The following is a 15,580-nucleotide window of genomic DNA, read 5'->3' as shown; positions in this document are numbered from 1 at the left end:
CCTCCTCACACTGGATGCTCCGGCATGGCCACCCCTTCCCTGACTGCCTCACCCTCCGCCCCCAAACCGCGCCTGGACACCAAGCCCGGCCTGGTTACGGTGATCATGTTCTTCGCCGTGCTCGCCATGGGCCTGCTGTTCACCGCTTACAGCCTGATGCACGACATGCACGAAATGGGCGCCCAGCTCACCACGTGGACGCCGTTCCTGCTGCTCGGCGTGGCGCTGTTGATCGCCCTGGGCTTTGAGTTCGTCAACGGCTTTCACGACACCGCCAATGCGGTGGCCACGGTGATCTACACCAACTCGCTGCCGCCGCATTTCGCGGTGGTGTGGTCGGGCTTTTTCAATTTTCTCGGCGTGCTGCTGTCCAGCGGCGCGGTGGCGTTCGGCATCATTGCCCTGCTGCCGGTGGAGTTGATTCTGCAGGTGGGCTCTTCGGCCGGCTTCGCCATGATCTTCGCCCTGCTGATCGCCGCGATCCTGTGGAACCTCGGCACCTGGTGGCTGGGTTTGCCGGCGTCGTCGTCCCACACGCTGATCGGCTCGATCATTGGTGTCGGCGTGGCGAATGCGTTGATGCATGGCCGCGATGGCACCAGTGGCGTGGATTGGAGCCAGGCGGCCAAGATCGGTTACGCGCTGCTGTTGTCGCCGCTGATCGGCTTTGCGTTTGCCGCCTTGCTGTTGCTGGCGCTGCGCGCCTTCGTGAAGAACCGCGCGCTGTACAAAGCGCCCAAGGGCGACACCCCGCCGCCGTGGTGGATTCGCGGCATGCTGATCGTCACGTGCACCGGTGTGTCGTTCGCCCACGGCTCCAACGATGGGCAAAAAGGCATGGGCCTGATCATGCTGATTCTGGTGGGCACGTTGCCGATGGCCTACGCGCTGAACCGCACCATGCCGGCCGATCAGTCACTGCAATTTGCAGCGGTGGCGGAAGTCACCCAGGCCGCATTGGTGAAATCCGCACCGCAGCCGGCTCCCGGCGATTCACGAGCAACCTTATCCACTTACGTGCGCACCAAAGAAGCCACCCCGGAACTGGTGCCCGCCCTTGCCGCCATCACCGGGCACATCGGCGCCGAAGTCAAAGGCTATGGCTCCCTTGCCGCGGTACCGGCTGAAGCCGTGGGCAACGTGCGTAACGACATGTACCTGACCAGCGAAACCATTCGCCTGATGGACAAGGGCAAGGTCGGCAATTTCGACGCCGACACCCAGGGCAAGCTGCAACTGTTCAAGCAACAGATCGACAGCGCCACGCGCTTTATCCCGCTGTGGGTCAAGATCGCAGTGGCCATCGCCCTGGGGCTTGGCACCATGGTCGGCTGGAAGCGCATCGTGGTGACGGTGGGCGAGAAGATCGGCAAGACCCACCTGACGTACGCCCAGGGCGCCTCGGCCGAGACCGTGGCGATGCTGACCATTGGCGCGGCGGACATGTTCGGTTTGCCGGTATCGACCACCCATGTGTTGTCATCGGGCGTGGCCGGGACCATGGTAGCCAACGGCGGCGGCTTGCAGATGCGCACCATCCGCAATTTGCTGATGGCCTGGGTACTGACGTTGCCGGCGGCGATTGTGTTGTCGGGCAGCCTTTACTGGCTGTTCACCCAACTGTTCTGACCCACCCTCAATCGAATGTAGGAGCGAGCTTGCTCGCGAAAAACTTACAAGCACCGCGCTCATTCAGAAAGCACGCGTTATCGTTGACGTTTTTCGCGAGCAAGAGCTAGGCGCCCCCCTCGCTCCTACAGAAAGCGTGATAGGGCAAGCTCTTTCCCACATTGTTGGCGGCGCAAGTTAAAGATGGGCTTGCAGGGTGGCCGCCAACCACTCCATGAACACCCGCACGCGCAACGGCAAATGCCGCTGGCCGGCGTAGAGCAATGACACGTCCAAAGGCGGTGCCGGGTAACCGGCCAGCACCGCGACCAATTCGCCACTGGCCAGCAAGTCGCGGATGCCCAGCCGGGGCACTTGGATAATGCCAAAGCCGCCCAGGCACGCCGCCTGGTACGCATCGGTGCTGTTGACGGTCACCCGTCCGGCCATTGGCAGCCGCAGCACCTTGTTGCCTTGCAGGTACTCGAACCCCGCCGAGCGTGCGCCGAGCGGGCGCACGTAATGCACCAGCTGATGATGTTGCAGGTCAGCCAGGGTGCGCGGAATGCCGTGGCGCTGCACGTACCCCGCACTCACACAATTGGCCATCTGCATGCTGCACACCCGCCGCGCGACCACGCTCTGGTCGGGCTGGGCACCCACGCGCACAACACAGTCGAAGCCTTCGGCGATCAGGTCCACCTGGCGGTCCGAGCTGCCGATTTGCATCTCGATCAGGGGGTGGCGCTCCATGAACGGGGGCAAGTTGGGCACGATCAGCGTGCGCGCTATCACGTTGGGCATGTCCACCCGTATGCGCCCGGCCAACTGGGTTTCGTCCTGTCGAAACAGCCCCTCCAGTTCCTCCATGTGCGCCAGCAAATCCTTGCTGCGCTCATACAACACCTGGCCGTCCTGGGTGGCCTGCACCTTGCGCGTGGTGCGTTGCAACAGGCGTGCACCGAGCAGTTCTTCGAGGGCGCGCACCTGTTCGGACACGGTGGAGCGCGGCAAGCCAAGGCTTTCACCGGCCTGGGTAAAGCTCGACAGCTCGGTCACGCGCACAAACGTGCGCAACAGCTCAAGTTTATTCATGGGATTGTTCGCCCTGTCCGACCAGTGATTCCGGTATAGCGCTGTTTATCACGTTATGGGCGGACAAATACACTCAGTCCCACCATCACCCAAGAGGACTGCACCATGACCCCACGTAAAATCGCACTGATCACCGGCGCCAGCCGCGGCCTGGGCAAAAGCGCTGCACTGCACCTTGCCGCCCAGGGCGTGGATATCCTCGGCACTTACCACAGCAGGGCCGATGAGGCGCAGGCGTTAGTGACGCAAATCGAACAACTGGGCGGCCGCGCGGCGATGTTGCAACTGGATGTGAGCCAGAGCGCGACGTTTGCAGGCTTTGCCGATCAAGTGACTGACGCGCTCAAGGATGTGTTCGCACAGGATCAGTTTGATTTTCTGGTCAACAACGCCGGTATCGGTATTCACGCAAGCTTTGCCGAAACCACCGAAGCCCAGTTCGACCAACTGGTCGCTATCCAATTCAAGGGGCCGTTTTTTCTGACCCAGAAGCTGTTGCCGTTGATTGGCGACGGTGGGCGCATTCTCAATGTGTCCAGCGGTCTGGCGCGCTTCAGCCTGCCGGGCTACGCGGCCTACGCGGCGATGAAAGGCGCGATGGAAGTGCTGACCCGCTACCAGGCCAAGGAGCTCGGCGCGCGTGGCATCAGCGTGAATATCCTCGCCCCTGGCGCTATTGAAACCGACTTCGGCGGCGGAGCGGTACGCGATAACGCCAACCTCAATGCCATGGTCGCCAACAACACCGCCCTGGGCCGCGCCGGTTTGCCCGACGATATTGGCGGGGCCGTGGCGCTGCTGCTGGCCGATGGCGGCCAATGGATCACCGGCCAGCGGATCGAGGCCTCGGGCGGCATGTTTCTGTAAGCGCCTGGCGACTACAGGGCGATTGGCGTTTTGCGGGTGACTCGTTCCCGAATCACGTCATACGCCCAGTGGTACACATAGGTGTATGGCAGGAAGAACAGCAGCACGCCAATGTCGAGGATGAACGCCTCCAACAGGCTGGTCTTCATCAATGCGGCAATCAACGGCACCGCCAGCAGGATCAACCCGCCTTCGAACAGCAGCGCGTGCAGCACTCGCGTGCGGCCACCGTTGGACAGGTGCAGGCGCGCTTTAAGGCGGTCGAACAGGCTGTTGAACATGACGTTCCAGCTCAGCGCCAGCAAGCTGACGCCCAAGGTCACCGTGCCCATTTCCAAGGCCGGTCGACCGGTCACCCAGACCAGCAAAGGCGTACAGATCAATAAGGCCAAACCTTCAAACCCCAAGGCCTGGAAAACACGTTCAGTAATCGACTTGGTAGGGTGCATGACCCGGCTCCGTGAGTGACGATGGTTGCCATGATCACGCCCCAGGCCGATACTTCATAACCAATAACCATCGATCAAGGCGATAGTCATGGCCTCCCATGAAGTGCTCCAGGCGTTTGTCCAGGCCGCCACCCAGGGTTCGTTTTCCGCCGCCGCCCGCAAGCTGGGCAAGAGCCAGTCCACCATCAGCGCAGCGGTGGCCAGCCTGGAAATCGACCTGGATGTGGTGTTGTTCGATCGCGGCAGCCGCAAGCCGACGCTGACCCCGGCCGGCCAGGTGTTGTTGCAGCGTGCCGAACAGGTGCTGGAAGCCAGCAGCCGGCTGGAACTGGCGGCCAGTCAATTGGCCCAGGGGCTGGAGCCGAAGCTGAGTATCGCCATGTCCGATACCTACCAGTCCGACCGTTTCGAAGTCGCCCTCAGCGCTTTTGAACAACGCTACCCGGACCTTGAGTTGGAATGCCTGATCGCCGAATGCGAAGACCTGATCGCCCTGGTGCAAAGTGGCCGGGCGCACATCGCGTTTATCGAGCAGCAGCAGGTTTACCCCCCGGACCTCAGTTGCTCGACGATTGAGGACAGCACCGAGATCGCCCTGTTCGTCTCGCCCAGACACCCGCTGGCGAGCCAGGCCGGTCTTGATCCGCATACCCTGCAAGCACATCGGGAACTGCGCCTGGCAAGCGTCATCAACCCTGACGAAAACCGTGGCGCCCAACGCGTGTGGTCGGCACCGAGCTACCTGATGCTGATGGAGATGGCGCAACTGGGCTTTGGCTGGGCCCCTATACCGCGCTGGTTGGTGGAGCGCTTCGGCGACAACCGGCTGGTCGAGCTCAAGGTGCGCGGTTGGCCACGCTCGGTGGCGGTGGATGCGCTGTGGTCGCGACAACAACCGCCGGGCCCGGCGGGGAGTTGGTTGTTGGCAAAAATGCTCGAGTGAGCCATGAGGACCGGCGTATGCAAGGGGCACGAGCGCTATAAGCGGATGAGGTAGAATTCCCGCCCCTTCGTAGGAATTTTGGATATGCCGCCCATGCAAACCCGCCTCGCCCCCTACGAAACGCTGAACGTTCTGCAAAAACAGCAACTGGACGGCCTGACGGTGCACCCCGAGCAACTGGCGTACTCCGGTGATATCTATTGCGCCCTGAACAGCCTGCTGGTCAATCCCAACCCCGACAGCGTCAAAGGCTTCGCCCTGCTCGCGGGCGACGTGCCCGTGGCGTTCCTGCTGCTCAAACGCCCACCGTGCCTGCCCCATTGGGCAGATGAACACAGCGCCACCTTGCATGCATTGCAGGTGGATCGGCATCAGCAAGGGCGCGGCTACGGCAAAATCTGTCTGCAGATGCTGCCTGCAGCGGCGCTACAGGCATGGCCGCAGATCAAGGCGCTGGAATTGTCGGTGGATGCGGACAATGTGGCGGCGATGGGGTTGTATCTGGGGGCTGGTTGGGTGGACAGCGGTGAGGCATACAAAGGGCGGGTCGGGTATGAGCGCAGGCTGAGCTGGGAGTTTGCAAGGTGAGTGGCGATCCAACCCGAAGATCCCTCGACTTGTCTACTGTGATAGTTGCCAGCTGCGCATGAGGGCCCACCCGTTGTTCAATAGGACTCCATCGTCGTCGCGTTGAGCGGTTATCAAGCAGGTATGGAAACCTCTACCCCCTCAAGGAGCAGACTCATGAGCATTCCAGCCAGACGCTCGAACATCGATGCCAATTCCGCAGGCAGCAAGGATCTGAGCTTCGGTAATACCCTTCCTAAAACAGGCGAGAGCTTTTTTTCGCAGATCACCGGCATTTCTGCATTACGAGACGATGGTTCAATTATCACGGCAGGCATTTGCTATTTTGAAAACCTGCCATACATCGCCGTGTTCATCCATAACGCCGACGGTGAGCTCGACCCCGAGCATTCACCCATGTTTATTCCAACCACTGGTTTCGCCAGACTATTCAACCTGATCATCCAACCGGACGGTAAGCCCCTGCTTCTCTTCTCTTTGGGCGACGCTGCAATAGCGATGGTGGCCCGGTTCAATAAGGATGGAACCCTGGATACCGAGTTTGGTGTTGAAGGTACAAGCTCGCTCAATATCCGAATCCACGCCGGTCTGCTGCCCAGAAGTGGCCTTGCCGTCAGGCACGATGGGGCCATCCTGGTCGCTCACACCAGTACGCAAGAAAGCTATATCCATGAATTGAATAGCAACGGCACGGCGACCAACTTTGGAAAACCAGGGCCTGTCAAACTGGATGGAACGGCCGCCACGTCCTTGATAATCAGCTCCACGGGATTCGTAGTAGGCGGTGACAGGGCAGGCCAAGCCATGCTTCTGGGCTATGACGCAAGTGGTGAGCCTGATGTCGAATTTGGTGAAAGAGGCGAGAAAACCCTGGGGCAAAACCTCACTGTCTCGGCTCTGGCTCTCGGCCCTCAAGGCTCTATTGGGGTCGTAGGGGCGAGTCGCTTCCCCCCCGATGAGCAGAATTTCATCACGAAACTCCAGCCCAATGGCTCATTCAGCCAGGAATTCAACAACGGCTCCCCGAAGGTCACCGATGACAATAATACGGGTGCTTACACAAGTCTGATATTTCAAGACGATGGAAAAATGGTTGCCCTGGCCAGGGACTACGCAAGGGGCAGCTACGTCAATCTGGTCAGGCATACGCTGGGCGGATACTGGGACACCCTGTTCGGTATCGGCGGCGTCGCCGAGGCCTATAGAGTCCCGCAAGGCCGTCCCCTGACCGCCTTCGTGGACAAGCTTGAATGGGTTTCGGGCCACGGCAAGCTGCAGATTTCCGGCGATGTGTCCGGGGGATCGTTCATTGGGCGCGTGCTGAGTGTGTAGAGCCCGTCTCACTGCCCGACCAGGCACTGACAGGGGCCACTCCATCGGCCCCTGTTCCGATCAGACCTTTTGCCCAACCGGCAACCAGATCTCCACCGTCCCGGTGCCCTTCCTCGCATCAAAATCCGCGCTATAGCGCTCGAAATCCGCCCCCATCACCTTGTAGCCCGAGTGCGGCAGCCACTCGAACATGATGCGCTCGTAGGTTTGCTCAAGCGCCTGCACCGCCCCGTGATGAGGGAACACGGCATAGTTCAGTGGTGGAATTTCAATGAACTGGAAATTGCCCGGTACATCGCTTTTGGTGGGGACTTCAACACCGGCCATGTAGTCGAATTCGCCATGCCTGGGATTATGGCAAACCCCGTAGGTCACGCCGCCGACACGCTTTTTGATGTCCTTGATACAGCTGTCGAACAATTCCCGTAGCCGCGGAATGTCCCCCACGGTGGCTTTCGAATAACGCCCCTGGACGCCTGCGATCACCAGGGCCTTGCCGGCTTCCATGCGTGGTTCCAACGGTTGTCTTGTCTGCTGATCCATACGAACAGTCTCCTTCTTATGAGGGAACAAACCCGCAACGAGTATAGGGGCATATCCGCGCCGTACTCCATGCAGAAATTTTTCCTACGCATATGGACAACTTGCCATCATCGACCGTATTGTCTGCCCCGCAGGCCACCGCAGTGGCCGACGTCGCTCGGACGGTTCCGGGCGCTTACGTACCTCGAGGCAACAATGGCAGACCAAGGTTCGCCGCGCCGCTTTGCGCGCATAGATCGACTCCCCCCTTACGTGTTCAATATCACTGCCGAGCTGAAGATGGCTGCGCGTCGGCGCGGCGAAGACATCATCGACTTGAGCATGGGTAACCCCGACGGCGCCACGCCACCGCACATCGTCGAGAAAATGGTCACCGTCGCCCAGCGCGAAGACACCCACGGCTACTCCACCTCCAAAGGCATTCCGCGCCTGCGCCGGGCGATTTCGCGCTGGTACAAGGACCGTTATGAAGTGGATATCGACCCCGAAACCGAGGCCATCGTCACCATCGGTTCCAAGGAAGGCCTCGCGCACTTGATGCTGGCCACCCTCGACCAGGGCGACACCGTACTGGTGCCGAACCCGAGCTACCCGATTCACATCTACGGTGCCGTGATTGCCGGCGCCCAGGTGCGCTCGGTGCCGCTGGTGCCCGGCGTGGACTTCTTCGCCGAACTGGAGCGGGCGATTCGCGGTTCGATCCCCAAGCCGAAGATGATGATCCTGGGCTTTCCGTCCAACCCGACCGCGCAGTGCGTGGAGTTGGACTTCTTCGAGCGCGTGATCGCCCTGGCCAAGCAGTACGACGTACTGGTGGTGCACGACCTAGCCTACGCCGACATCGTCTACGACGGCTGGAAAGCGCCATCGATCATGCAGGTGCCGGGCGCCAAGGACATTGCGGTGGAGTTTTTCACCCTGTCCAAGAGCTACAACATGGCGGGCTGGCGCATTGGCTTCATGGTGGGCAACCCGGAACTGGTCAACGCCCTGGCGCGGATCAAGAGTTACCACGACTACGGCACCTTCACCCCGCTGCAGGTGGCGGCAATTGCGGCGCTGGAAGGCGATCAACAGTGCGTGAAAGACATCGCAGAGCAGTATCGCCAGCGCCGTAATGTGTTGGTCAAGGGCCTGCATGAGCTGGGTTGGATGGTGGAAAATCCGAAGGCATCAATGTATGTCTGGGCCAAAATTCCCGAGCAATATGCCGCCATGGGTTCGCTGGAATTCGCCAAGAAGCTGCTGCTGGAAGCCAAGGTGTGTGTGTCGCCGGGGATCGGGTTTGGCGAGTATGGGGATGATCACGTGCGCTTTGCGCTGATCGAAAACCAGGACCGGATTCGCCAGGCGGTGCGAGGGATTCGCGGGATGTTCAGGGCCGATGGAATAGCACCGAAAGCCAGCGTCTGACTCGGTCAACATGTGGGAGGGGGCTTGCCCCCGATGGCAGTGGTTCAGTCACCAGATACAGTGACTGACACTCCGCTATCGGGGGCAAGCCCCCTCCCACATTTGACTGGGTGGCCACATAGGAAGCTGCGGTGCGGCCTATACCACCAACGACAGTGGTGGAGAATCCCAAAGCGTCGATGTATGTCTGGGCCTGAATTCGCCAGGCAGTGCGAGGGATTCGCGGGATGTTCAGGGTCGATGGGTTAGTTAAAAAAACAGGCGGGTAAGCGACGCAATGAGGGTTCTGTCAGGCCCTTACTGGCGCGGGCCTGACAGATTAAAGAGTCGCCGTATGAACGCCCGTTCAAATCACTTCAAATGACAGGGGGTTCGTTGGATCGGAAATCTGCGGTCCAGAATGCGTATAAGCACTGATCTTGTACGACCCCGGCCCCATGGAATGCTTGCTCAAGGAAAACTCCCACTCAGTCGGAAACGTAACCTGCGCAGTACCAAATTGTTGATAGGGCGAGTTGCTATTTTTCACCACGACTGCCGCTCCGCCAGGAGAAGCCCACCCTCTTATCACGAAATCAGCAGCGACCCTGTCCCCCTCCTTCAGGTTTTGAATAATAGGCGTCGGCACTAAGACTTTTGAGTCACTTTCTGGCTTAGAACTGTCGTTTTCCATGATTTTTCCTCCAATGCTCGTCAAAAATGACGAGCTTCGGAGTCGTTTTAGAAGTCTTCGTGATCACTCGATACTGTGAAAACTACCGGTTGCGACAGGTGGTTGAGGCCTACACCACCAACGACAGCAACATGATGAAGATCAGCGCCACCACCGACAGAATGGTTTCCATCGCCGTCCAGGTCTTGAAGGTCTCGGCCACGGTCATGTTGAAGTACTGCTTGACCAGCCAGAACCCCGCATCGTTGACGTGAGACAGGATCAACGACCCAGCCCCCGTCGCCAGCACCAGCAGTTCACGGTTAACCCCTGGAATCATGCCCACCACCGGCACCACGATGCCCGCGCCGGTAATGGTCGCCACGGTGGCCGAACCGGTGGCCACGCGAATCACCGCCGCCACCAGCCACGCCAGCAGAATCGGGTTGATCTGGGCGTTTACCGCCATGTGGCCGATGACGTCACCCACGCCGCTGGTCACCAGCATCTGCTTGAAGCCACCACCGGCACCGATGATCAGGATGATCGCGGCGGTCGGCGCAAGGCTGGCGTCGAGCAGTTTGAGGATCTGCTTGGAATGGATGCCCTGGCGATGGCCGAAGGTGTACAGCGACAGCAGCAATGCCAGCAACAGCGCGGTGATCGGGTGACCGATCATGTCCATCCAGTTGCGCACCACGTTGCCTTCGGCAAAGGCGATGTCGGCGAAGGTTTTGAGCAGCATCAGGAACACCGGCAGCAGCACGGTGACCAGGGTGATGGCGAAGCTGGGCAGCGCCTTGTTATCGGTCTCGCGGGCCAGTTGGTCGACCAGTTCCTGGGACGGGTTGCCCGGGATGTACTTGGCGATGAACGTACCGAAGATCGGGCCCGCAATGATGGCGGTCGGCAAGGCGACGATCAGGCCATACAGGATGGTCTTGCCGATGTCCGCGCCAAACACGCCGATGGCCAGCAGCGGGCCCGGGTGCGGGGGTACCAGACCGTGTACGGCCGACAAGCCGGCCAGCAACGGGATGCCGATCTTGATCAGCGACACACCGGTACGCCGCGCCACGATGAACACCAGCGGGATCAGCAGCACAAAGCCGATCTCGAAGAACAGCGGGATGCCCACCAGGAACGCGGCGAACATCATGGCCCACTGGACCTTTTCCTTGCCGAAGGCGCGGATCAGGGTCTGGGCGATCTGATCGGCACCGCCGGACTCGGCCATCATCTTGCCGAGCATGGTCCCCAGCGCGAGGATGATGCCGACAAAACCGAGCACGCCGCCGAAGCCGTCCTGGAACGCCTTGATGATCTTCTCCACGGGCATGCCCGAGGTCAGGCCGAGGAAGCCGGCCGCGATGATCAGTGCGATGAACGGGTGCACCTTGAACTTGGTGATCAGAACGATCAAACCGATGATAGTGACGACTGCATCCAGCAGCAGATACGACTCGTGGGACATGCCAAACATGGGGATCTCTCCTGTTTGTTGTTGTTATTAAAGCGGGTGTTGAACTTCCTGCCGGGGATAGCGCTATCTTTCCGGCAAAAAATTAATGGGTAGGTTCAAAACCGTGCTCGCGCCACCAGGCATTGGTCTGCTCTGCCAGTGCCTCGACGCTGTCTTCGCTGGCGTTGAGGGCCAGGGTCAGCGGCTCGCCCTTGGGCGACTCGAGGGTGGCGAACTGGCTGTCGATCAGGCTTGCCGGCATGAAATGGCCGGGGCGATGGGACACGCGGTCGGCGGCCACTTCACGGGTCAGCTCCAGGAATACAAAGCCAAGGCCCGGCGCGGCTTCGCGCAGGTGGTCACGGTATTTCCTTTTCAGCGCCGAACAGGTGAGCACTGGATGTTCACCGGCCTTGAGCGAGCGGCGCAATTCATCGCAGAGGATGTCGAGCCAGCCGGCGCGGTCGTCGTCGTTGAGGGGGTGGCCGGCGCTCATCTTTTCTATGTTCGCGGCGGGGTGAAAGCTGTCGCCTTCAATGGCGGTGGCACCGTTCAGGCGGCACAAGGCCTCGCTGACGCTGGACTTGCCACAGCCGGAAACACCCATGATGACCAGGGCGGTAACAGGTTGACTCATGAAACACCTCAGGACGCAGATAGCGCTACCTTTGCACAGCCTAAGGCTAGTGCAAAAACAGGCTTTTCCCGCGCCGTCTTGTCTTTTTTTATGGAGTGACGCGTGCATCCGCTCCAATCATTCGAACGGGATCAGGCAACCCAACGTTCAAGCATTTGCAGCCGTTTGGAGACAGCGCTACCTTAGTGCCTCGATTTTTGTTTGGCAAGCCGCCTGATGACCTCCAAGAACGATAAAAATACCCGCACCACCGGTCGCCCCACCTTGAATGAAGTTGCCCGTCTGGCCGGCGTCAGCCCGATCACCGCCTCCCGCGCCCTGCGTGGCATCAGCACGGTCGCCACCGAACTGGTGGAGAAAGTGCAGAAGGCCGCCGCCGAACTCAGCTACGTGGTCAACCCCGCCGCCCGCGCCCTGGCGTCGGCCCAGAGCCATTCGGTGGTGGTCTTGGTGCCGTCATTGTCCAACCTGCTGTTTATCGAAACCCTCGAAGCCATCCACCAGGTGCTGCGGCCCAAGGGCTTTGAAGTGCTTATCGGCAACTCCCACTACTGCCGCGACGAAGAAGAAAACCTGCTGCGCAACTACATGGCCTACCAGCCTCGCGGCTTGCTGCTGACCGGGTTCGACCGCACCGAAAGCGCGCGACGGATGGTCGAGGCCAGCAATGTGCCGTGCGTATACATGATGGATCTGGACCCTAATGCCGGGGTGAACTGCGTGGGCTTCTCACAGTTGGCCGCAGGCGAAACAGCGGCGGCGCATTTGCTGTCCCGTGGGCGCAAGCGCCTGGCCTACATCGGCGCGCAGTTGGATCAGCGCACCTTGCTGCGTGGCGAAGGCTTCCGCCGCGCCTTGCAGCAAGCGGGCCTGTACGACCCGGCGCTGGAGCTTTTGACACCTCGCCCCTCCTCCGTGGGCCTGGGCGGCGAACTGTTCCTGCAATTGCTGGCGGCGCATCCGGACGTGGATGCGATTTTCTTCGGCAACGACGACCTGGCCCAGGGCGCCTTGCTCGAAGCCCTGCGCCACGGCATCAAAGTGCCAGAGCGCGTGGCCGTGCTGGGCTTCAACGACCTGCCCGCCTCGTCGTTCATGGTGCCGCGCCTGAGCAGCATCAGCACGCCACGGGAAGCCATTGGCCGGCGCGCGGCGGAGCACTTGCTGACAATCATGGCGGGCAACCGGATCGCCAAGCCGGTGGTGGATATGGGGTTCGAGTTGCAGGTGCGGGAGAGTACGTAGGACGGCTGTAGGAAGCGGCTGACATTAAGGCAAGCGCCTTGCTCCGCTACCTACGCTTACGTCAGAATCGGCCGGCTTGTGTGCCTGGGTGGCGGTCTTTAAGGTTTGCCGGTCGCTGAATTTCTCGGTGATCGGGTTTAGTAGCCTGAGTTTGGTCACTCCAGGTGCATAAGTCTGCCCGCGTTAATGGCGGCTGTGCGTAGGGCACTTTCGAGTGCGCCGGCTTTGAGTGTCCACCGGTCTACTAACCTGCGTACAGCTGCCACCCTCGTTTAGTAGCGATACGGCGGCAGCCCATTCCAGGATGCTCTCATGATCAAAAAAATCGATACGCCGCCAACCACCCTCTTCACCCTCGTCCCCGATGTTTCCACCGAGACCCTGCTGATCAACAGCTACGAAACCGTATGCTCCGTCAGCACCTTGCTGCTCGACCTGTCCGATGACCTCACCGGCAAGCAGCGCGATATAGCACTCGCCATTCATCAACTGAGCGAGCTGAGCGTCTTGCTGGTGGGCAAAGCCATGGACCAGTACACACCACGCGCTTAAGTCCTACTCGATCAAAATGTGGGAGGGGGCGTGCCCCCGATTGCAGTGGGTCTGTCACAGATAAGTTGACTGACCCACCGCTATCGGGGGCAAGTCGAATCGTCGCACCGCCCCTCCCACATTTTTTAACCGTGCCCACTTGGCCCCTGCTAGATTAACCACTTTCCAAGCCAGGGAAGCACCATGGGACACTCACTGAAAATCTTGGGTCGCACCTCTTCCATCAACGTGCGAAAAGTACTCTGGACCTGCCAGGAACTGGGCATCGACTATGTGCGCGAGGACTGGGGCATCGGCTTCAAGCCCACCCAATCCACTGAGTTCCTCGCCCTGAACCCCAACGCCCAAATCCCCGTCTTGATCGATGACCACGGCGTGCTATGGGAGTCCAATACCATCTGCCGATACCTCGTCGGCCTGTATCAACGCGCTGACCTGCTGCCCTTCGAGCCCGCGCCACGGGCCCGCGTCGAACAATGGATCGACTGGCAAGCCACCGAACTCAACCGTGCCTGGGGCGACGCATTCACCGCGCTGGTGCGTAACAATCCCGATGGGCTGGACGCGACACAGATTGCCGCCGCCGTGCAGGTCTGGAACGACAAGATGGGCATCCTCGAACAACAGTTGACCAGGACCGGCGCTTACGTAGCCGGCGACGAGTTCACCCTCGCCGATATCCTGATCGGCCTCTCCGTGCACCGCTGGCAGGTGACACCCATGGAGCGTCCGCCCTACCCGGCCATCGCCGCCTACTACCAGCGGCTCAGCCAACATGCCGGTTTCAACACCTTCGCCCTCGACGGCCACAACTGAATACAGGGACACCCTCTTGAACGGACTCAACGTACTCCTCACCGGCGCCTGCGGCAGAATCGGCAAGACATTTTTCCAGGCGTCGAAAGATCGCTACCGTTTCACCCTCACTGACCGCATCGCGCCGGAGTTCGATTTGGCCGGACACCGCTTCATACACGCCGACCTCAGTGATAAATCCAGCCTCGCAGCCCTGCTCCAAGGCATCGATGTGATCGTGCACCTGTCAGGCATCCCCCACGCCAGCGCCTCGTTCGACGAACTGCTGCCCAACAACATCCTCGCCACTACCTATCTGTTCGAAGCCGCCGTGAACGCCGGCGTGCAGCGCCTGGTATTCGCCAGCAGCGCGCAAACCATCGAAGGCTACCCGGTGGATCGCCAGATCACGCCAGGCATGCCGGTGATGCCCGCCAACCTGTATGGCGTGAGCAAATGCTACGGCGAGGCGCTATGTGGCTACTATGCCGCCAAGACGGCGCTGTCGACCATCGCCGTGCGCATCGGCGCGTTTGAATTTCCCGAAACCCACGACCTGAACAACGCCCGCGACCTCAGCGCCTGGCTCAGCCCCCGCGATGCCGTGCAATTATTACAGCGTTCGGTTGAGGCCGAAGGCGTGAAACACTTGATCGCCCATGGCATCTCCAATAACCGTTTCAAACGCCTGGACCTGAGCGAGACAGCGCGTGTGCTTGACTACCAACCGATGGACGATGCATTCGCACAGTTTGGGATACCGATAACTTATTGAACTAGCCGACCCGTTAGTCGGAAACGCGCTATACCTGTCAGATTTGACAGTAGATCTGGTTTTTCTCTTCGCTTATTCATATCGGGCGGCACTGACAACCCATTGCTCCCCTTTGAATACGGAAAAAACAAATGACTAACATACTGGGCCCAAACGATAAAATCTCGGGAACTGTTTCCGGATGGTCTGTCCCCTTTCAGACGAGCTTTGTCGCTCATTTAAATGGAGAGGCCGGCTTTAATTCGACCGTCGGAATCATGACGGACCACGCATTGCTCAAAATCAGCATTGACCAGGATATTCGCTCAGGCGAGACCTACGCGATTGGTGCAACGGATACCGATCACAAGGTAAGGCTGGAATTTGATGATACGCGCGCGGGTAATCAGGGTACTTATTTTGCAAGCCGGGGAGAATTCACCGTCTTGCAATTACAGGACGGTGTCCTGACTGCAAAATTTCACTTCGAGGCTGAAACGAGAGGTCGCCGCGTGCAGCAAATGAGCTTCTCATCTGGCGCTTTTACGGTAGAGAACTTCAAGCATGTGCGGGCAGCCTCTTCCTCCTAAGAAAGCGTGACTCAAGGTCCGCTGTTTTACTGTGCATGAGCCCAATCGACGGCCA

Annotated in this window: 17 protein-coding genes; 11 read left to right on the top strand and 6 right to left on the bottom strand. The window is 60.0% G+C overall.

Annotated features, from left to right (window positions below; all coding sequences use genetic code 11):
- Positions 1 to 24 precede the first annotated feature (24 nt).
- Positions 25 to 1,629 (top strand): inorganic phosphate transporter, encoded by a 1,605-nt coding sequence (locus tag BFP90_RS08435; RefSeq protein WP_065895012.1) that lies wholly within the window; start codon positions 25 to 27, stop codon positions 1,627 to 1,629.
- Positions 1,630 to 1,806: 177 nt separating this feature from the next.
- Here BFP90_RS08435 and BFP90_RS08430 read toward each other — a convergent pair whose 3' ends face one another.
- Positions 1,807 to 2,703, bottom strand: coding sequence for a LysR family transcriptional regulator (locus BFP90_RS08430; protein ID WP_065896436.1), 897 nt, complete (start codon positions 2,701 to 2,703; stop codon positions 1,807 to 1,809).
- A gap of 105 nt (positions 2,704 to 2,808) precedes the next feature.
- Between BFP90_RS08430 and BFP90_RS08425 the strand changes: the two genes are divergently transcribed.
- The gene (locus BFP90_RS08425; RefSeq protein WP_065896435.1) at positions 2,809 to 3,570 is read left to right on the top strand and encodes an SDR family NAD(P)-dependent oxidoreductase; all 762 of its coding nucleotides are present in this window, start codon (positions 2,809 to 2,811) and stop codon (positions 3,568 to 3,570) included.
- Between the two features lie 11 nt (positions 3,571 to 3,581).
- On the opposite strand, the gene BFP90_RS08420 is transcribed toward BFP90_RS08425, so the two are convergent.
- On the bottom strand, positions 3,582 to 4,019 hold the full coding sequence (locus BFP90_RS08420) for a multidrug/biocide efflux PACE transporter (RefSeq protein WP_065895015.1): 438 nt from the start codon (positions 4,017 to 4,019) through the stop codon (positions 3,582 to 3,584).
- 88 nt (positions 4,020 to 4,107) lie between these two features.
- On the opposite strand from BFP90_RS08420, the gene BFP90_RS08415 reads away from it, so the two are divergent.
- From BFP90_RS08415 to BFP90_RS08405, 3 genes are all read left to right on the top strand, one after another.
- Positions 4,108 to 4,962, top strand: coding sequence for a LysR family transcriptional regulator (locus BFP90_RS08415; protein WP_065896434.1), 855 nt, complete (start codon positions 4,108 to 4,110; stop codon positions 4,960 to 4,962).
- Positions 4,963 to 5,055: 93 nt separating this feature from the next.
- Entirely contained in the window at positions 5,056 to 5,550 is a 495-nt protein-coding gene (locus tag BFP90_RS08410; protein ID WP_065895140.1) for a GNAT family N-acetyltransferase, read from the top strand.
- A gap of 156 nt (positions 5,551 to 5,706) precedes the next feature.
- Positions 5,707 to 6,882, top strand: coding sequence for a hypothetical protein (locus BFP90_RS08405; protein WP_065896433.1), 1,176 nt, complete (start codon positions 5,707 to 5,709; stop codon positions 6,880 to 6,882).
- Positions 6,883 to 6,942: 60 nt separating this feature from the next.
- Here the strand turns inward: BFP90_RS08405 and BFP90_RS08400 are convergent, their stop codons facing one another.
- On the bottom strand, positions 6,943 to 7,425 hold the full coding sequence (locus BFP90_RS08400; RefSeq protein WP_065895019.1) for a GyrI-like domain-containing protein: 483 nt from the start codon (positions 7,423 to 7,425) through the stop codon (positions 6,943 to 6,945).
- 195 nt (positions 7,426 to 7,620) lie between these two features.
- Between BFP90_RS08400 and alaC the strand changes: the two genes are divergently transcribed.
- Entirely contained in the window at positions 7,621 to 8,838 is a 1,218-nt protein-coding gene (gene alaC, locus BFP90_RS08395; protein ID WP_065895020.1) for an alanine transaminase, read from the top strand.
- A 346-nt stretch (positions 8,839 to 9,184) separates the two neighbouring features.
- On the opposite strand, the gene BFP90_RS08390 is transcribed toward alaC, so the two are convergent.
- From BFP90_RS08390 to BFP90_RS08380, 3 genes are all read right to left on the bottom strand, one after another.
- A complete protein-coding gene (locus BFP90_RS08390) occupies positions 9,185 to 9,511 on the bottom strand; it encodes a hypothetical protein (RefSeq protein ID WP_065896432.1) in 327 nt (108 codons plus the stop codon).
- A gap of 109 nt (positions 9,512 to 9,620) precedes the next feature.
- The gene (locus BFP90_RS08385; RefSeq protein ID WP_065887726.1) at positions 9,621 to 10,973 is read right to left on the bottom strand and encodes a GntP family permease; all 1,353 of its coding nucleotides are present in this window, start codon (positions 10,971 to 10,973) and stop codon (positions 9,621 to 9,623) included.
- An 82-nt stretch (positions 10,974 to 11,055) separates the two neighbouring features.
- Positions 11,056 to 11,589: a gluconokinase gene (locus tag BFP90_RS08380; RefSeq protein ID WP_065887724.1), complete on the bottom strand. Its 534-nt coding sequence runs from the start codon at positions 11,587 to 11,589 to the stop codon at positions 11,056 to 11,058.
- Positions 11,590 to 11,802: 213 nt separating this feature from the next.
- Here BFP90_RS08380 and BFP90_RS08375 point away from each other — a divergent pair, with 213 nt between their 5' ends.
- The 5 genes from BFP90_RS08375 (at position 11,803) to BFP90_RS08355 (ending at position 15,525) form a co-directional block, all read left to right on the top strand.
- Positions 11,803 to 12,834 (top strand): LacI family DNA-binding transcriptional regulator, encoded by a 1,032-nt coding sequence (locus tag BFP90_RS08375; protein ID WP_163002785.1) that lies wholly within the window; start codon positions 11,803 to 11,805, stop codon positions 12,832 to 12,834.
- Positions 12,835 to 13,146: 312 nt separating this feature from the next.
- Positions 13,147 to 13,386, top strand: coding sequence for a DUF6124 family protein (locus tag BFP90_RS08370; protein WP_065896430.1), 240 nt, complete (start codon positions 13,147 to 13,149; stop codon positions 13,384 to 13,386).
- Positions 13,387 to 13,569: 183 nt separating this feature from the next.
- Positions 13,570 to 14,202 carry a glutathione S-transferase family protein gene (locus BFP90_RS08365; RefSeq protein ID WP_065895024.1) on the top strand — a complete coding sequence of 211 codons (633 nt, stop codon included), beginning with the start codon at positions 13,570 to 13,572 and terminating at the stop codon, positions 14,200 to 14,202.
- A 16-nt stretch (positions 14,203 to 14,218) separates the two neighbouring features.
- Positions 14,219 to 14,956, top strand: a complete 738-nt coding sequence (locus tag BFP90_RS08360; protein ID WP_065896429.1) for an NAD-dependent epimerase/dehydratase family protein — start codon at positions 14,219 to 14,221, stop codon at positions 14,954 to 14,956.
- A gap of 131 nt (positions 14,957 to 15,087) precedes the next feature.
- Positions 15,088 to 15,525, top strand: a complete 438-nt coding sequence (locus BFP90_RS08355; RefSeq protein WP_065895026.1) for a hypothetical protein — start codon at positions 15,088 to 15,090, stop codon at positions 15,523 to 15,525.
- Positions 15,526 to 15,580 lie beyond the last annotated feature (55 nt).

The sequence above is a fragment of the Pseudomonas sp. 24 E 13 genome (assembly GCF_900004715.1).
Lineage (GTDB): Bacteria > Pseudomonadota > Gammaproteobacteria > Pseudomonadales > Pseudomonadaceae > Aquipseudomonas > Aquipseudomonas orientalis_A.
The sequence above is the reverse complement of the archived record's forward strand: the minus strand, read 5'-3'. Positions and strand labels throughout refer to the sequence as shown.

What these genes read in the sequence shown, in the direction of transcription:
- BFP90_RS08365 (WP_065895024.1), top strand. Translation starts at nt 13,570, where the DNA reads ATGGGACACTCACTGAAAATCTTGGGTCGCACCTCTTCCATCAACGTG.
- BFP90_RS08385 (WP_065887726.1), bottom strand. Translation starts at nt 10,973, where the DNA reads ATGTTTGGCATGTCCCACGAGTCGTATCTGCTGCTGGATGCAGTCGTC.
- BFP90_RS08370 (WP_065896430.1), top strand. Translation starts at nt 13,147, where the DNA reads ATGATCAAAAAAATCGATACGCCGCCAACCACCCTCTTCACCCTCGTC.
- BFP90_RS08405 (WP_065896433.1), top strand. Translation starts at nt 5,707, where the DNA reads ATGAGCATTCCAGCCAGACGCTCGAACATCGATGCCAATTCCGCAGGC.
- BFP90_RS08415 (WP_065896434.1), top strand. Translation starts at nt 4,108, where the DNA reads ATGGCCTCCCATGAAGTGCTCCAGGCGTTTGTCCAGGCCGCCACCCAG.
- BFP90_RS08435 (WP_065895012.1), top strand. Translation starts at nt 25, where the DNA reads ATGGCCACCCCTTCCCTGACTGCCTCACCCTCCGCCCCCAAACCGCGC.
- BFP90_RS08410 (WP_065895140.1), top strand. Translation starts at nt 5,056, where the DNA reads ATGCAAACCCGCCTCGCCCCCTACGAAACGCTGAACGTTCTGCAAAAA.
- BFP90_RS08430 (WP_065896436.1), bottom strand. Translation starts at nt 2,703, where the DNA reads ATGAATAAACTTGAGCTGTTGCGCACGTTTGTGCGCGTGACCGAGCTG.
- BFP90_RS08390 (WP_065896432.1), bottom strand. Translation starts at nt 9,511, where the DNA reads ATGGAAAACGACAGTTCTAAGCCAGAAAGTGACTCAAAAGTCTTAGTG.
- BFP90_RS08355 (WP_065895026.1), top strand. Translation starts at nt 15,088, where the DNA reads ATGACTAACATACTGGGCCCAAACGATAAAATCTCGGGAACTGTTTCC.
- BFP90_RS08380 (WP_065887724.1), bottom strand. Translation starts at nt 11,589, where the DNA reads ATGAGTCAACCTGTTACCGCCCTGGTCATCATGGGTGTTTCCGGCTGT.
- BFP90_RS08420 (WP_065895015.1), bottom strand. Translation starts at nt 4,019, where the DNA reads ATGCACCCTACCAAGTCGATTACTGAACGTGTTTTCCAGGCCTTGGGG.
- BFP90_RS08425 (WP_065896435.1), top strand. Translation starts at nt 2,809, where the DNA reads ATGACCCCACGTAAAATCGCACTGATCACCGGCGCCAGCCGCGGCCTG.
- BFP90_RS08400 (WP_065895019.1), bottom strand. Translation starts at nt 7,425, where the DNA reads ATGGATCAGCAGACAAGACAACCGTTGGAACCACGCATGGAAGCCGGC.
- alaC (WP_065895020.1), top strand. Translation starts at nt 7,621, where the DNA reads ATGGCAGACCAAGGTTCGCCGCGCCGCTTTGCGCGCATAGATCGACTC.